This window comes from Streptomyces sp. NPDC057099 (assembly GCF_042671245.1).
GTDB lineage: Bacteria > Actinomycetota > Actinomycetes > Streptomycetales > Streptomycetaceae > Streptomyces > Streptomyces purpurascens.
In genome coordinates, this window is sequence record NZ_JBHUTX010000069.1 from 16,621 (window position 1) to 32,190 (window position 15,570).

12 protein-coding genes and 1 pseudogene are annotated in these 15,570 nt (G+C 71.0%); 8 read left to right on the forward strand and 5 right to left on the reverse strand.

Annotated features, from left to right (window positions below):
* Positions 1-59: 59 nt before the first annotated feature.
* Both ACFT4A_RS39935 and ACFT4A_RS39940 read right to left on the reverse strand, forming a co-directional pair.
* On the reverse strand, positions 60-593 hold the full coding sequence (locus ACFT4A_RS39935) for a heme-degrading domain-containing protein (protein ID WP_382840867.1): 534 nt from the start codon (positions 591-593) through the stop codon (positions 60-62).
* Positions 590-1,657: a Gfo/Idh/MocA family oxidoreductase gene (locus ACFT4A_RS39940; protein ID WP_382840869.1), complete on the reverse strand. Its 1,068-nt coding sequence runs from the start codon at positions 1,655-1,657 to the stop codon at positions 590-592. Before ACFT4A_RS39940 ends, ACFT4A_RS39935 begins: the two co-directional genes overlap by 4 nt.
* 96 nt (positions 1,658-1,753) lie before the next feature.
* On the opposite strand from ACFT4A_RS39940, the pseudogene ACFT4A_RS39945 reads away from it, so the two are divergent.
* The 8 genes and pseudogenes from ACFT4A_RS39945 to ACFT4A_RS39980 form a co-directional block, all read left to right on the forward strand.
* Positions 1,754-1,924: pseudogene (locus tag ACFT4A_RS39945) on the forward strand (winged helix-turn-helix transcriptional regulator); the annotation flags it as partial.
* Positions 1,925-2,227: 303 nt separating this feature from the next.
* On the forward strand, positions 2,228-3,298 hold the full coding sequence (locus tag ACFT4A_RS39950; protein WP_382840896.1) for an ROK family protein: 1,071 nt from the start codon (positions 2,228-2,230) through the stop codon (positions 3,296-3,298).
* Positions 3,299-3,590: 292 nt separating this feature from the next.
* Positions 3,591-5,267, forward strand: coding sequence for a DUF4157 domain-containing protein (locus ACFT4A_RS39955; RefSeq protein WP_382840871.1), 1,677 nt, complete (start codon positions 3,591-3,593; stop codon positions 5,265-5,267).
* Positions 5,268-5,515: 248 nt separating this feature from the next.
* Positions 5,516-6,301, forward strand: a complete 786-nt coding sequence (locus ACFT4A_RS39960; RefSeq protein ID WP_382840873.1) for a hypothetical protein — start codon at positions 5,516-5,518, stop codon at positions 6,299-6,301.
* A 313-nt stretch (positions 6,302-6,614) separates the two neighbouring features.
* Positions 6,615-7,394 (forward strand): HAD-IIA family hydrolase, encoded by a 780-nt coding sequence (locus tag ACFT4A_RS39965; RefSeq protein ID WP_193478283.1) that lies wholly within the window; start codon positions 6,615-6,617, stop codon positions 7,392-7,394.
* A 123-nt stretch (positions 7,395-7,517) separates the two neighbouring features.
* Positions 7,518-8,258 carry a hypothetical protein gene (locus ACFT4A_RS39970; protein WP_382840875.1) on the forward strand — a complete coding sequence of 247 codons (741 nt, stop codon included), beginning with the start codon at positions 7,518-7,520 and terminating at the stop codon, positions 8,256-8,258.
* Between the two features lie 6 nt (positions 8,259-8,264).
* On the forward strand, positions 8,265-8,948 hold the full coding sequence (locus ACFT4A_RS39975; RefSeq protein WP_382840877.1) for a class F sortase: 684 nt from the start codon (positions 8,265-8,267) through the stop codon (positions 8,946-8,948).
* Between the two features lie 328 nt (positions 8,949-9,276).
* Entirely contained in the window at positions 9,277-10,314 is a 1,038-nt protein-coding gene (locus ACFT4A_RS39980) for a glycoside hydrolase family 6 protein (protein WP_382840879.1), read from the forward strand.
* A gap of 73 nt (positions 10,315-10,387) precedes the next feature.
* Here the strand turns inward: ACFT4A_RS39980 and ACFT4A_RS39985 are convergent, their stop codons facing one another.
* The 3 genes from ACFT4A_RS39985 to ACFT4A_RS39995 form a co-directional block, all read right to left on the reverse strand.
* Entirely contained in the window at positions 10,388-12,328 is a 1,941-nt protein-coding gene (locus tag ACFT4A_RS39985; protein ID WP_382840881.1) for a kelch motif-containing protein, read from the reverse strand.
* Complete coding sequence (locus tag ACFT4A_RS39990; protein ID WP_382840883.1) at positions 12,325-14,325, reverse strand: glycosyltransferase family 2 protein; 2,001 nt, start codon at positions 14,323-14,325, stop codon at positions 12,325-12,327. Before ACFT4A_RS39990 ends, ACFT4A_RS39985 begins: the two co-directional genes overlap by 4 nt.
* A gap of 324 nt (positions 14,326-14,649) precedes the next feature.
* Positions 14,650-15,363 (reverse strand): FadR/GntR family transcriptional regulator, encoded by a 714-nt coding sequence (locus ACFT4A_RS39995; protein ID WP_382840885.1) that lies wholly within the window; start codon positions 15,361-15,363, stop codon positions 14,650-14,652.
* Positions 15,364-15,570: the final 207 nt, after the last annotated feature.

Here is a 15,570-nt window from a genome sequence, read left to right on the forward strand (position 1 = left end):
CGGCGGTGCCAACCAGAGGGACCTCCCGCTCATTCCGGCCGGCTCATCCGGCTCGCTCGCTACCGGTCCTTGCTCAGGAACTCCTCCAGCGCCTCCACCACGAAACGGTGGTCCTGGAGCTGCGGCAGCCCGGACACCGTCACCGCGCCGATCACGCCCACGCCCTCGACGGTGATCGGGAACGAGCCGCCGTGTGCCGCGTAGGTGTCGGGGTCGAGGCGCGAGGACTCCTCGAACGTCGTGCCCTTGGCGCGGAAACGGGCGCCCACCAGGTAGGAGGCGGAGCCGTAGCGCTCGACGACCCGGCGCTTGCGGGCGATCCAGGCGTCGTTGTCCGGGCTGGAGCCGGGCAGCGCCGCGTGGAAGAGCTGCTGGCCGGCCCGGTGGATGTCGATGGCGAGCGGGGCCTGCCGCTCCCGGGCGAGTTCGACGAGGAGCGAGCCGAGGGCCCAGGCGTCGTCGTGGCTGAACTGCCGGAAGACCAGGCGGCGTTCCTGCGTCTCCAGTTCCTCCAGGCTCGGGGTGAGCTCCGGCTGGAACTTGGGGCCGAGTTCCTGGTGGTGCGAAGGGTTGTGCGAGCTCTTGTGCGTCACAGGGTCACCGTCACCTTCTCGCGGGCCGAACGACGAGCGGCCTCCAGTACGTCCAGGGCGGCGGCCGCCTCCAGGGCGGTCACCGGGTTGGGGCCGCCCTCCAGCAGGGCCTTCGCCACGGCCGCATAGTAAGCGGGGTAGTCGCCGGGGAGGGTCGGTTCGGGGCGGCCGCCTCCCGTCACGGGGGACTCGCCGGAGCCCACGCGGCCCCACTGCGACTCGGGCTCGACGCCCCAGCCGGGGCCGGGGCGCAGGCCGTCCCTCAGGGCCGCCTCCTGGGGGTCGAGGCCGTACTTGACGTAGCCGGCGGTGGAGCCCAGGACGCGGAAGCGGGGGCCGAGTTGAGGGGTCGTCGCGGAGACGTAGAGGTGGGAGCGGACGCCGTTCGTGTGCGTGATCGCGATGAACGTGTCGTCGTCCGTCTCGGCGCCCGGGCGGCGGATGTCCGACTCCGCGTAGACGGCGGCCGCCGGGCCGAAGAGGGCCAGGGCCTGGTCGACGACGTGGCTGCCGAGGTCGTAGAGCAGACCTCCGATCTCTGCGGGGTCGCCGGACTCGCGCCAGCCGCCCTTCAGTTGCGGGCGCCAGCGCTCGAAGCGGGACTCGAAGCGCCGGACGTCGCCCAGCTCGCCCTCGCCGAGCAGCTTGCGCAGGGTGAGGAAGTCGTTGTCCCAGCGGCGGTTCTGGAAGACGGAGAGGAGCAGGCCGCGCTCCTCGGCGAGGGCGGCCAGCTCGCGGGCCTCGGCCGCGGTGCCCGCGACGGGCTTGTCGACCACGACCGGCAGGCCGGCCTTGAGGGCGGTGGCGGCGAGCGGCACATGCGTCTTGTTCGGGGACGCGATGACGATCAGGTCCAGGTCGGCGGCCCGGTCGAACAGCTCGTCCGGGGTGGCGGCGAAGCGGACGTCCGGGAACTCGGCACGGGCCTGCTGCTGCCGTTCGGGGTTCGAGGTGACCACCGTGTCGAGGGTGAGGCCCTCGGTGGCGGCGATCAGCGGGGCGTGGAAGACGGAGCCGGCGAGGCCGTAGCCGACGAGGCCGACGCGGAGGGGTGTGCCAGTCATGGGCCCCACTTTCGCAACGGTGTTGCCAAAGTGCAAGCGCCGGGGACAATGGGGGGTGTGAACAGGGCGGACGACCGTACGGGCGGGGTGGGTGGCATGCACGGCACCGGAGGTGGGGTGAACCTTCTCGCGTTGCGCAGCCACAACGCGGCGCTGGTCCTCGACCTGCTGCGGACGGCCGGAGCGGACGGCATCAGCCGGCTCGAACTCGCCGAGCGGACCGGGCTCACCCCGCAGGCGGTCAGCAAGATCACGGCCCGGCTGCGGGAGGACGGCCTCGCGGCGGAAGCCGGACGACGGGCCTCTACGGGGGGCAAGCCGCGGACGGTGCTGCGGCTGGTGCCCGAGGCCGGGCATGCGGTCGGGGTCCATCTGGACCGGGACGAGGTACGGGTCGTGCTGGTGGATCTGCGGGGCACCGTGGTGGGGGAGCGGCGGGCCCCGCTGGACCTCGGGGCAGGGGCGGGGGCCGTGCTGACGGCGGTGACGGAAGCGGTTCGGGAGACGGTGGCAGAGGTGTTGCCCGGCGGGGCGCTTGCGCGGGCGGAGTCCCTGCCCGGGGTGGGGGGCGTGCGGGAGACGGCGGCTCAGGAGCGGGCCTCCGGGCCGCTCGACCGGCCCGGGTTGCTACTCGGGTCGGGGGGCGTGGGGGAGGCGGATGGCGAGAGTCGGTCGGCTGGGGCGGTGTCTGCCCGGGAGGGGGCGGCCCAGGCGTCCGTCTCCATGCCGCTCGATCGGCCCGGGTCCCTGCCGGGATCGGGGGTTGTGCGGGAGGCGGTTGGCGAGGCCCGGTCGGCTGAGGCGGGGTCTGCCCGAGAGACAGAGGCTCAGGCTTCCGCCTCCGTGCCGCTCGATCGGCCCGGGTTCGTGCCCGGGTCGGGGGTTGTGCGGGAGTCGGATGGCGAGGTCCGGCCGGCCGGGGCGGGATCCGCCCGGGACACGGCGGCTCAGGCGTCCGCCTCCAAGCCGCCCGCCCCGCCCGGGTCCCTGCTCGGGGTCGGTGTCGCGCTGCCCGGGCCGCTTGATCACGGCCGTGGGGTGTTGCACCGGGTGACCGGATTCCCCGAGTGGGACGGCTTTCCGTTGCGGGAGGCGTTGGCGGAGCGGCTCGGGGTGCCGGTGGTGGTCGACAAGGACACCAACGCGGCGGCGCTGGGCCTGGCCGCCGGGGGTGAGGGCGGCTCCTTCGCCTATCTGCACCTCGGTACGGGGCTGGGCGCCGGTCTGGTGATCGGCGGGACCGTGCACCGGGGGGCCAGGACCGGGGCCGGGGAGTTCGGCCACCAGGTGATCCAGCTGGACGGCCCGCCCTGCACCTGCGGCGACCGCGGCTGTGTCGAGGCGCTGTGCCTCGGTGCGGTCGCGCGCGGCGACACGGCGGAGGCGGCCCGGGTCCTGGGTGCCGGTGCGGCGAACCTGGTGGGCCTGCTCGACATCGACGTCGTCCTGCTGGGCGGCCGCACGGTGGCCATGGATCCGGAGGCGTTCGTACGGGGAGTAGGGGTGGTGCTGGAGGCCTGGGCCCGGCGGACGGGCCAGGAGGCCGTGCCGGTGCGGGTCGCCCCCGGGGGTGAGCGAGTCGTGTCGGTGGGGGCGGCTCAGATGGTGTTGGGGCCGGTGTTCGGGCGTGGGGCTGGGTGAGGAGGAGGCGGTGTCGGGCGGGGGGTGACAAGGCCGGCCCGGGAGCGGCGCTGCCCGGGCGGGGCCGTCACCGGCGTCCTCCTGACCTGCCGGGCCCCCTCGTACGCGAAGCCCCTCAAGTGTCGCGTGCCGCAGAGGCCCCCCGGTCCCCGGATTCCCCCGGTCCCCGGATTCCCCCCGGCCCCCGAAGCCTGCCCCCAAGTCTGCGCGTACGGGCATGTCCTTCCCGCGGCGCCTTCGGTAGACGTAGGTCGGTCGATCGGCTGTCCGGTTCCGGGGAGAGGAAGAAGACATGCGGGCCTTCCACCAAGGGCATGGCGGTGCGGTCGACCGGGCAGCGGGCGGATCCTCCGCCAGGCCACCGGCGTCACCGCTCAGCGCGGCCTGGATCCGGCATGTGCAGCGCGTGGCAGCGGCCGGCCACGACACCCGTGACATGGCACCCGAGGCCGAGCACGCCCAGGTGCAGCGGGCCGCCCTCGACCGGGCCCTCGGTTCCCCGGCCAAGCCCATGGAGCCGGGCCTGCGATCCGAGATGGAGCAGCGGTTCGGCGGGACGGACTTCAGCGGTGTCCTCGTGCACGACGGGCCCGCGGCACGCGAGTCGGCGGCGGTCCTGGAGGCCAAGGCGTTCACCAGTGGTCGCCATGTCGTCAACGGCGGCGCGATGACCAAGAAGGACTGGGCGCACGAGCTGGCCCACTTCGAGGACCAGCGGACGGGACCCGTACCGGGTACGGACAACGGCGCGGGCGTCAGCATGTCCGCCCCGGGCGACGCGGGCGAACGCCACGCGGAGACGAAGGCGGACCGGGTCATGAGCGGGCCGGCGCCCGTGCAGCGCACCGCCGCCCCCGAGAAGTCCGCAGCGGCCGGCTGCGCGGACGGGGACGGCTGCGGCGGCGACGGGACGGCGGTCCAGCGCCTCCACGTCATCAAGGCCGGCTCCACGGAGTACCCCAAGAAGCAGCCCGACTCCGACGACTTCTTCGTGGGCCAGGACACCAACGACGAGGGCAGCTGGTACGACGAGCGCTCCCGTTACGCGCCGCCCAAACCGCACCTGGTCTACGCGGGCGAGGTGGACCTCGCCGTGTCGGACGCCTTCGACCTGGCCGTGGAGCACGCCGGCGCCGGGAAGGAACCGAAGAACTTCTTCGCCACCGACAAACAGATCGGCGCGTCCGTCAAGAACCTCCCCGGCGCGGGCAAGAAGCGCGGGCTCTCGCTGTCGAAGACCGGCAGGACCCTGACCATCGAGGGCTCGGGCCGCAAGGTCGTCCTCTACGAGGTCGAGCCCAAGTACCGCAAGGAGAAGGGCGGCGAGAAGACCAAGGGCCTCGACGTCCTCACCCCGCAGCGCTGCAACGACATGATCGGGTTCGTCACCGGGAAACCGTCCATGTACCGCGAGGCCGACAACCGCTACTGGGACACCATCGAGAAGTTCCTCGTGCGCATGGAGCCCGAGGGCGGCTGGCAGGGCAAGTTCCAGGAGGCCATCGACGGGGGCGACCCGGCCGGATACGACCGGATCACCTTCGGCATGAGCGGTCGCTTCCAGCAGCTGGTCCGGCAGTCCCCCGAGAACGCCGAACGGGTGCTGCAGGACCTGGAGGCCAACCAGCACGCCGCCATCCCCCGGGTCGGCGACGGCATGGTGACCATGGCCCGGCCCGACGCCCAGCAGCACGAAACGCGCGCGCAGGCCCGGCGCGAGGGCGCCGACAACCACATGGACTACCACTACGGCGGAGTGGTCGCCGTGAGCGGCAGCGACTACATCACCATGGAGAACTACGCGCGCGAACAGCACGCCGACAGCATGAGCACCCTCGACCGCAACGATCCCCTCTGGTACTTCCGGATGTACGGCAAGGAGACCGGCCGGACGTGGCACGAGGGCTGGACCGGCTCCGCCGACAACGGCTTCCTGGGCGCGACGCTCACACTCACCCTGCGCCGCTGAGCGGGAACGCGGGTGCCGCCGGCGCAGAAACCACCCGACCCCAAGGTCGTCGAGCATCTCCGGCACGCCCAGCGGTGCGCCGGCAACGCGGCCGTCGTACGCATGCTCCGGGCCGGGGGCAGGAGCGGAACGGCCTGAGGGGCCCTGTGGGCTGCTGTCCGCCGACCGGGCGGATTCGCGCCGCCGTCCGGGGGTCTTTCCGGGCCGCGTCGCTCGCGATCGCCCGTATCAGGCAATGTCACATCTCCATGCGACTCTGTACGGCCGCCCACCTCTGCCTGGCGGCAGCCGCCGCCGTCCTGCTCCCTGGTGCTCACCCGGCGTACGCGGACGATCCGGCGCCCGCCTGTGCCGCGCCCGACGACCACACCTTCCCGCTCACCACCCGCATCCACGGCGGGCCGGACTCCTACACGGCCGGGGGCGGGTACGGGACCTGGTACCTCGACCTGACCAACACGACCGACCGGACCTGCACCGGGATCCATCCCGTCGTCGTGCTCGTGGACGACAAGCGGGCCCTGGAGGCGTCCCAGCCCCGGCTGGAGTTCTTCGAGGGGGCGCGGTCCCACACCGTGCGGTTCGAGAAGAGCGGTGAGGACGAGCTCGTCGGGGCGCTGGCCGACGACGAGGACCGGTTCCCCGGGTTCACCGTCGGGCCGGGGAAGACCGTCACCGTGAAGGTGCGGCTCGCGGTCACCTCGGACGCCGTGCCCAACGACATCACCGCCAACGCCGCCGTCGTCCAGCGGCACGACGACGACGGCGACTGGGTCGGGCAGTCCAACGACTACCGGTTCGGCATCGACAGCGACGCGCCGGTCGACGGTGGTGACGGTGAGACCGACGGCGGCACCGACACCCAGCCGGATCCCGATCCGGAGCCGACGGCCTCCGTCCCGCCCCGCGAGGACCGCTTCCCGTTCGCCGAGGAACTCGCCCGCACCGGCATCGGCGTCCGGGTCGCTGCGGCCGCGGCGGCACTGCTGCTGACCGGGGGCGGCGTGCTGCTCCTCGCACGCCGGCGCCGCTGAGGCGGCCGTACCGCGGCGCGCGGGGCTCCGCACCGTCCCGCCCCTCGGGATGCCGTGACCGGCCCATTCCGCATGATCCCGCCACTGTTTAGGCTAGGGGCTGCCTGGGGGATTCCCGCCTGCCGCGCACCGCCTGGCACGCACGCTCGCCGCGTTGCCGAACCGCCCACGTGGCTCCGCCACGCGGGCGCTCCGGCGCCTTGCGATCGCCCGCATCCAGACGCCGCGCGGCCCGCCCTCCGGGCGGACGACGGGAATCCCCCAGGCAGCCCCAAGGCGCACGCTGGACCGCGTACGGCAGGAGATCCCGCACATGGCAGACCGCAAGCCCATCGAGTCGTGGCTCACCGACATGGACGGTGTGCTCATCCACGAGGGCGTGCCGATCCCCGGCGCCGACGCCTTCCTGAAGAAGCTGCGTGAGTCGGGGAAGCCCTTCCTGGTCCTCACCAACAACTCGATGTACACCCCGCGCGACCTGCACGCCCGGCTGCGCCGCATGGGCCTGGACGTGCCGATCGAGAGCATCTGGACCTCGGCCCTGGCCACCGCCCAGTTCCTGGACGACCAGCGGCCGGGCGGGTCGGCGTACGTCATCGGCGAGGCGGGCCTGACCACCGCGCTGCACGACATCGGCTACATCCTGACCGACCACGAGCCGGACTACGTCGTCCTCGGCGAGACCCGTACGTACTCCTTCGAGGCGATGACGAAGGCGGTACGGCTCATCCTCGGCGGCGCCCGCTTCATCTGCACCAACCCCGACGAGACCGGCCCCTCCACCGAGGGCCCGCTGCCCGCGACCGGCGCGGTGGCGGCGCTGATCACCCAGGCGACCGGCAAGAAGCCGTACTTCGCGGGCAAGCCGAACCCCCTGATGATGCGGACCGGGCTGAACGCCATCGGGGCGCACTCCGAGTCCAGCGCGATGATCGGCGACCGGATGGACACCGACGTGCTGGCCGGCATGGAGGCCGGGATGCAGACGTTCCTGGTGCTCACCGGCCTGACCCGGCCCGACCAGGTCGAGGACTTCCCGTACCGGCCCTCGCAGGTCCTGGACTCGATCGCGGACCTCGTCGACCGGGTCTAGGCGACCGGGCCCGCGGGGGCAGCGCGCCCAAACCCGTCGCCACCCGTTCGGAGCAGTCGCCGCGCCCCTGAGGATGCGGTGACCCACCGTGCGGGGGAGGCTCCAGGCATCTGGAGGTTCACGATGGGTTCCCTGAGAGTCACTCTCTGCACGAGCGTCCTGGTCGCGGCGGCCCTCACCCCGGCGGCGTTCGCGGCGGACGCGGGGGGTTTCTCGGTGACCCCGGCGACCCCCGCACCCGGCAGTGACGTCGTGCTCCGCGTGACGGGCTGCGCGGCGAGGACGGCCGTCGCCGCCTCGGGGGCGTTCGTCGCGGACGTCCCGCTCACCGTCACCGACGGCGAACTCATCGGCGAGAGCCGCGTCCCCTCCACGCTCAAGGCGGGCACGTACCCCGTGAGGATCACCTGCGGGGGCGCCGAACGGACCCGCACGTTCACCGTCCGGGAGAGGGAAAGTGTGGGCCCGCCCGCGTCCAGGGGCGAGACCGGGGGCGCGACCGGAGCCGCCGGGCAGCCACCCGCGCCGGGGACGGGCGGACGGCAGCCCCTGCCCGAGGGCGGCGGTCCATCGCCACAGACCGAGCCACAGACCCAGCCGGAGACGGAGCCCGAGTCGGAGTCCGGGTCCAAGCTCGTCCCCGCAGACGAAGGGCAGTCGTCCGCCTCCCTGCGGCCGGGCGCGCACGCCTCGCCCATCGCCCCCGTCGAAGCGGGCGGTGGCGGCGCCGCCCACCTCGTCGCCGCCGAGGACCGCGGTGCCGGGCCCGGCACCGTGCAGACCGTGACCGGCCTGGTCCTCGCGGGGGTGGCCGCGGTGGCCGTCGCGCTGGGCAGTGTCCGCCGGAAGCGCGGAACGGACTGACCGGCCGTGTCCGAACTCGACCTGGACCGGGTGCGCCCACGCCCCTCGGGCACCGGCCGCCTGCTCGCCGGCGTGGCCTGGGTGGTGCTGCTCCTCGGGCTGTGGCTCTGGGGCCGCGAGGTGACCGACGTACGGCACGGCATCTCCGCGCCCACCACGGGCGACATGGCCGCGGCCGGACGCCCCCCGGACGTGAAACTGCCCCCCGCGCACCGGCCGCTGGGCGACGCGCTGCCGCAGCGCGTCGACATCCCCGGCATCGGCGTCCAGGCCCCGGTGGTGGCGCGCGGCCTGGACCGGCGCGGGGCGCTCGATCCGCCGCCGTACGACCAGCCGGGCGTGGTCGGCTGGTACGCGGGCGGGGTCGCGCCCGGGGCGCCGGGGACCGCGCTGCTGGTCGGTCATGTCGACAGCGAGACCCGTCCGGCCGTCTTCTTCAAGGTCAGTGCCCTGCGGCCGGGTCAGGCGATCCGGGTGATCCGGGCCGACGCCAAGGTCGCGGAGTTCACCGTCGAGTCCGTCCAGGTCCTCACCCGCGACCGCTTCGACGCCCACCAGGCCTACGGTCCCCGCCGGTCGGGCCGGGCCGAACTGCGGCTGGTCACCTGCGGCGGCAGCTTCGACCGTACGACCGGCGGCTATACGGCGAACGTGGTGGTGTCGGCGTACCTCACCGGTACGGGACTGTAGTGAAACGCCACCTGACCCGGCCGACGACCCGCTCCCCCTGGAGTCGACGACCGGGCCGGTCCTCGACCACGCGCGCACGGGCTGCGGGAGTAACCCGGCGAACTGCGCGGGAGGCCACGGGAGCCACGGTGGGTGAAACTCTGGCCGGAGGCCGGGTTGTGCTGTGAAGACTGTAGAACCAAAGGGCCGCCCCGGCCTAGAGGTTGAATACGTCAAGTCCCGATACGGTGGCTCTGCGTCATCCACCCAGGTGGGGTTCGGCCTCGTGGGGGTCGCGGGACGTATGTCAGGATTGAGACTTGGAACGGTGCACCCAAGGGGGAGTTGGATGTACGGCAGCAGGGGGGCCGGGACGACCGCCGGGAGGCGGATGTCCGCAGTGGTGCTGGGGGCGGCACTGCTGATCACGGGGTGCTCCTCCTCCGACGGAGGAGACGAATCGGACGGCGGCGCGGACGCCGGCGCCGGGATCACCCAACAGCCCAAGGAAAAGGCCCCCTTCTGGGTCAACCCGGACGGCACCGCGGCACAGCAGGTCGCCGCCCTGGTGAAGTCCGGCAAGAAGCAGGAGGCCGAGCAGATCCGCAAGATCGCCGAGCAGCCGGTCGCCGAGTGGGTCGGCCCGGACAACCCGAAGGAGCAGACCCAGGGCTTCACCGAGGCCGCCGACAAGGCCGGCCGTACGGCCCTGCTCGTGCTCTACAACATCCCGCACCGCGACTGCGGCCAGTACTCACAGGGCGGCGCCGCCGACGGCAACGCCTACCGCGACTGGCTCGACGGCGTGGCGGCGGGCATCGGCGACCGGTCGGCCACGGTCATACTCGAACCGGACGCCCTGCTGCACCTCGTCGACGGCTGCACACCGGAGCAGTTCCACGAGGAGCGCTACGACCTCCTCAAGGGGGCCGTCGCCAAGCTGAAGTCGCTGAAGAACACGAAGGTGTACCTGGACGCGGGCAACGCCGGCTGGGGGCACCCCGACCAGATCTTCGAGCCCCTGAACCGGGCCGGCATCGAACAGGCCGACGGCTTCTCCGTCAACGTCTCCAACTTCTACGCCACCGACAAGTCCATCGCCTACGGCAAGCAGCTCTCCGCCAAGGTCGGTGGCAAGCACTTCGTCATCGACACCAGCCGCAACGGCAAGGGCCCCTACACCCAGGGCAACCCGGACGAGCGCTGGTGCAACCCGCCGGGCCGCGCGCTGGGCGAGACGCCCACGACCAAGACGGCCGACCCGCTGGTCGACGCCTACCTGTGGGTCAAGCGCCCCGGCGAGTCGGACGGCGAGTGCAAGGGCGGCCCGAAGGCGGGCCAGTGGTGGTCGGACTACGCGCTGAAGCTGACCAAGGCCAGCTCCTAGCCGGCCCGGACAGACAAAAGGGGCGCTCTCCGCACGGGAGAGCGCCCCTTTCGGCCATGAGGAGCATGGAGAACTACGGCACCTTGACCCACTGGGCCTTGCTCGGCGTCCCCTTGTCGTCCGTCACGAACAGCATGTACCAGCCCGCCTGGACCAGGTTCCGGTTCTCCGGCACGGTCACGGTCAGCTTGTCGCCGGCCGCCTTGAAGTCCAGGGCGATCGACCGCTGGTCGACGTCCGTGACATGGGTGGCAGCGCTCGGCCGGATCAGCCGGACCTTCTTGACCGAGGACGCGCTCGACGAGGTGAACGTCCCCGTCCCGCCGCGCTCGATGGTCTGCGGCCCGCCGGACAGCGAGGGCCGCTCCCCGTCGCCGTAGAGGTACGGCGGCGTGTAGATCTCGATGCGCTGCTCGAACTTGCCCGGCTTGGTGTTGGCCTTGTCGCCGTACAGCGAGTCCGAGCCGAAGAACATCAGGCGGCCGTCGGGCAGCAGGATCGACCCGGAGTGGTAGTTGCGGCCCACCAGCGGGTCGGCGACCCGCTTGAGGTCGTTCTTCTCCGTGTCGTAGAGGTGCGCCTGGAAGATGTTGGAGTCGCCGCGACCCCGGTAGTCCTCCGAGCCGCCGGAGATCAGCACATTGTCGTCGGGCAGGATCGAGGCGCTCGGGTAGCGGGTGCCCTTCTCCAGGGACGGGCCGTCCTCGAAGCGCGGGTCCGCCTTCTTCAGGTCGACGATCCGGGTCTTCTCGCTGGACTCCTCGGACTCGCCGACGCCACCGCCGCCGACCACCATGTACCTCTCGTCCTGCGCGGGCGGCAGCAGCACCGTGCCGGACGTCTCCAGGAGCTTGGGGTCGCTGAGCCCGGGGATCTTCGCGAACTTGTTGGTGTCCACGTCCCAGACGCCCGGTTCACGGCCCACGTTGTCCGGTCCGTAGCCCGCGTTGGAACCCGAGTAGAAGACCTTGCCGTTCTGCATGAGGAACAGCGCCGGGTAGGTCGGGAACTGCCGGACCGTGTCCGTGTAGGTCCACTTCTTGGTCTTCGGGTCGAAGACCTCGTTCTTGCCCGGGACGAGCTGCCCGATGTCGTCGAGGCCGGAGACGCTGAGGATCTTTCCGTCGCTCAGGGTGGTGAGCGTCGGGTACCAGCGGGCCTCCTTCATCGGGTCGACCTTGATGTACTTCTCGGCGACCGGGTCGAACTCGAAGGCGTCCCGGATGCCCTGGAAGTCCTTCTTGTCGAGGGCGAGCTTCTGGGCGATGCCGTAGGTGTTCTTGGCGTCGGCGCCGCTCAGGCCGTGGACCTTGTAGTTGTCCTGCGTGCCCGTCTCGTACTTCTGCCCGCGCTTCTGCGCCTCGACGTAGATACGGCCGAGGCCCGGGTCGTTGCGCAGGAACTTGCCGGTCGCCTTGTCGAACACCTTCTTCGCGCGCGGCACGAGCACCGGGTCCTTCGAGACGAAGGTCTTGCCGTTCGCCTTGCCCGTGAACCTGGTGCCCGCGGGCAGGGTGATCGGCTCGTCCGGGTTCTCGTTGTGGACGATCATCAGGCCGCCGGCCTTGGTGACGTCACCCTGGAGCTTCTCGTACCGCTTGGTGCCGCCCGCGATCAGCAGATTGCCGTTGGCGAGCTGGGTGTGGCCGGTGCAGAACAGGTCGGCGGGTGTGGGGACCTTTTTGATGGTGCCCTTGACCGGGTCCCAGATCCGGGTGTCGAACTTCTTCGCGTCGAAGTTGTCCTGGTTGTTTCCCGACCCCGCGACGAGCAGCACCTTGCCGGTGCGCAGCAGCGCCGCGTGGATGGTGTTCTGCCGGTATTTCTCGGGGAAATCGACGATCTCCCATTTGCCGTTCGCGGCTTTGTACTCCGGCTTGTTGATTGTGTACTGGTGGTATTTCTCGGTTCCGAAGCGGTAGAGCCACGGCCCGTTCATCCCGGCCAGCGCGAGTACCACCGCCGTGCCGATCGCGAGTCGACGAGCTCGGCGGCGGCCTGCACGGTCGTTCATTCCTTACGTCCCCCAAGTCCACCAAGGGCGATCTGCATGGTCTGGTCGGATCCCCCGACCTCCCCGTCGCCGCCGGGACCGGCGGCCCAACTGGGCTTGTGGTGCGGGGCGTGGGCGGCGGGCTGCTGCGGAATCGGCAGCGGCTGCGTCCGGTGCGGCCCCGCGGAGTCCTGCGGCTGCTCCACGGCGGGTTCGGCGGGCTTCTTCGCGTCCTGCTTCAGCTGCCAGCGCCAGGCGAAGACCGGCGAGGCGGTGATCAGCAGCGCGAACGTCGCCCAGATGATCATCGCGGGGTGGGCGTGGCCGAAGACGAAGCCGGCGGCGATCGACCCACCGAAGATCGCGACGAAGTACCAGTGGTAGCGGAACGTCCCGAACCACCGGTCGGGGCTCGCGGAGTCGCCCTTGGGCGTGACGACGAACTTGCTCTTGCGCCGCAGCACGGAGTCGATGAGCGCCTTCGCGTACAGCGGCGCCGACAGCGCGGACATCACCATGCCGGCCACACCGCCGGAGCCCTCCGGCTCGTGCGGCGAGACGTTGTGCCGGCGGTTCCAGACGTACAGGCCGATCTGCAGGGCGGAGGCGTTGCCGTAGAGCATCAGCCAGACCGCCGGGTCGATGTTCACACCCGAGGCGCCCAGGCCCAGGAACAGGCAGCAGCTCAGCGCCGCCAGGATCCAGTTCAGGGCCGACATCGGGTAGAAGATGATCATCATCGTGTAGTTGAAGAGCTTGCTCGGCGGCAGCGAGTACCAGCCCTTCCAGTACTGCCCGATGATCGTCTCGTACGTCCCTCGCGACCAGCGCATCTGCTGGGTGAAGAAGTCCGTCCAGGCGCTGGGGCCCTCACCGACCGCGAGCACGTCCGGCGTGTACACCGAGCGCCACTTCTTCCCCGTCGCCGGGTTCTTGTGGCGGTGCATCTCGAAGCCGGTCGCCATGTCCTCGGTGATCGAGTCGTACAGACCGCCGATCTGCTTGAGCGCCTTGATGCGCACCGCGTTGGACGTGCCGACGAACATCGGGGAGCCGTAGCGGTTGCCCGCGCGCTGGATCAGCGCGTGGAAGAGGAACTGCTGCGACTCCGCGGCCTTGGTGATGGCGTTGTCGTAGTTGCCGTAGACCTGCGGGCCGATGACGAAGCCGACGTCCGGGTCGCGGAAGAAGCCGAGCATCCGCTCCAGGTAGTTGGGCAGCGGCACGTGGTCGGTGTCGACCGAGGCGAAGAAGTCGTAGTCGTCGCCGTGCGCCTCGAGCCAGGCGTTGTAGTTGCCGTGCTTGGTCTTGGCGCGGTGCGGGCCCTTGGCCTGGTTCCACTTCGCGACGCCCTTGCGGGAGAAGTGGTGCACACCGAGGCGCTGGCAGACGGCCTTCACATCGGGGTCGTCGCCCTCGTCGAGCAGCCAGACGTGCATCAGGCCCCGGTGGCGGATCTTCACGGCGGCTTCGAGGGTCTTCGTCACCATGTCCAGCGGTTCCTTGCCGGGCACGAAGGAGGTGAGGAAGGCCACGCGGGTGCCGGTCTCGGGCACCACCGGGATCGGGTCGCGGGCGACCAGCGTGGCGTGCGCGTTCGACAGCACGTTCATGCAGCGGAAGAACTCGATCAGGCCGATCGAGACGAGCATGACTATGTCGAGCGCGGGCAGCCAGTCGAAGGCCGGGTAGTCGCGCTCGGTCCAGTGCTCGGGCTGGAGCAGCCAGAACAGCAGGACCAGGGACAGTACCGGGGCCGCGGCCAGCATCAGGGCGACCCTGATGCGGTGCGGCTCCTGCGAGATGAGCGAGCGGTACTGCACCTTGTACGGCTTGTTCGGATCGGGCTGGGTGAGGGGGCCCGCGAGCCGGCTGTAGTGCTCGTAGTCGTATCTCGGCAGATTCTTCTTGATCCGCCGGAATGTCCCCGTCGTGCTCATCCGGTGCCCCGGCACCCTGAGCTGAGTGGTCTGGGACGGGTCGTGGTCCTGCCGGGCACCCGTGGGCCTCGACGTCATGAGTCATCCCCCCACACGCGGACTCCGCGTGTTTCGTCGCTTTCCTTCCGTCCATGAAGGTCCCCCTCGACCTTCACAGACGTACCAGTGGTGGATCGCTGTCACCACGTCATCCACACCCTATAGACACGGCAACGCGACCTTCCGGTTGCATGATGCCCCCCTCGGCATCGCTCCGTGAACGGGGCCCCTACTCCCGTCCAGTCGGCAACCGGTTCTCCTGCCCCCCAACTGCCGTGAATCCACAGCATCTTGAAAAACCAGATAACCAGGGTTCTACGGCGTTCATCATGATCGCAAGATGCGAAACGCGGTGTTTACCGGTCATACGCGTTCATTGTGACGCGTGTGGGGGCTCTGTGGAGCCGTTGTGGACAGACGGGCGCGGATGTTGCCGAAGTGCTCTCTTATGGCCTCCTCCGCCCGCATCGAGTCACCGGACCGGACCGCGTCGAGGATCTCCCGGTGCTGCCGGCAGGTGACCTTCGGGTCCTGCGGCTCGCCCCCGAGGTCCGTGCGGACCCGGTGGAAGGCGTCCCAGAACGCCTCCAGGACCTCGCACAGCAGCACGTTGTCCAGCCCCCGGTAGAGGGTGGCGTGGAAGGCCCGGTCGGTCTCGGCGAGTCCGGCTCCACGCGCGGCCTCCTCATCCATACGGTCCACGAGCGCGTCCAGTTCAACGAGGTCCGCGTCCGGTATCCGCCCCGCGAGCCGCGAGACGAGCCCCGTCTCCACCGCCTCCCGCAGTTCGAGCAGCTGGAGCAGGGTGTCCTCGCCCCGGTAGTGCCCGGCGACCGTGCGGAAGGCGAGGCCCTCGATCATCGGCGCGAGCGACATCGGGCCGACGTAGGTCCCGAACCCGTGCCGGATCTCGACGATCCCCATCGCCTGGAGTGCCTTCAGCGCCTCACGCACCGAGTTCCGGCTCGCGCCGAGGAACTCCATCAGCTCGGGCTCGGTCGGCAGCGGGGCCCCGGAGGCCAGCCGGCGGTCGATGATGAGCTTCTTGATCCGCTCTTGTAGGTCACGCGCTGCCATGGCGAGAGGGTATCCGGCCAATCGAGCGGTGCACCGGGTTCCGGCCAGGTAGCGAGGGGCTTTCCGGTCGGTGCGGTTGCGCCGCGCCGGGCTTCTCTTCGTCGGCTCGCTGCGATGCCGAGGGAAAGGGGGTGTGGGTGGCGGAGCCCCCACGGCGCGCGGCGGAGCCGCGCAATAAAGACGGTGGCGGTTTGGGTTCGCGTTGTC

Coding starts and splice junctions, on each gene's coding strand:
- ACFT4A_RS39985 (WP_382840881.1), bottom strand. CDS start 12,328: ATGAACGACCGTGCAGGCCGCCGCCGAGCTCGTCGACTCGCGATCGGC.
- ACFT4A_RS39960 (WP_382840873.1), top strand. CDS start 5,516: ATGCGACTCTGTACGGCCGCCCACCTCTGCCTGGCGGCAGCCGCCGCC.
- ACFT4A_RS39990 (WP_382840883.1), bottom strand. CDS start 14,325: ATGACGTCGAGGCCCACGGGTGCCCGGCAGGACCACGACCCGTCCCAG.
- ACFT4A_RS39980 (WP_382840879.1), top strand. CDS start 9,277: ATGTACGGCAGCAGGGGGGCCGGGACGACCGCCGGGAGGCGGATGTCC.
- ACFT4A_RS39970 (WP_382840875.1), top strand. CDS start 7,518: ATGGGTTCCCTGAGAGTCACTCTCTGCACGAGCGTCCTGGTCGCGGCG.
- ACFT4A_RS39995 (WP_382840885.1), bottom strand. CDS start 15,363: ATGGCAGCGCGTGACCTACAAGAGCGGATCAAGAAGCTCATCATCGAC.
- ACFT4A_RS39965 (WP_193478283.1), top strand. CDS start 6,615: ATGGCAGACCGCAAGCCCATCGAGTCGTGGCTCACCGACATGGACGGT.
- ACFT4A_RS39955 (WP_382840871.1), top strand. CDS start 3,591: ATGCGGGCCTTCCACCAAGGGCATGGCGGTGCGGTCGACCGGGCAGCG.
- ACFT4A_RS39940 (WP_382840869.1), bottom strand. CDS start 1,657: ATGACTGGCACACCCCTCCGCGTCGGCCTCGTCGGCTACGGCCTCGCC.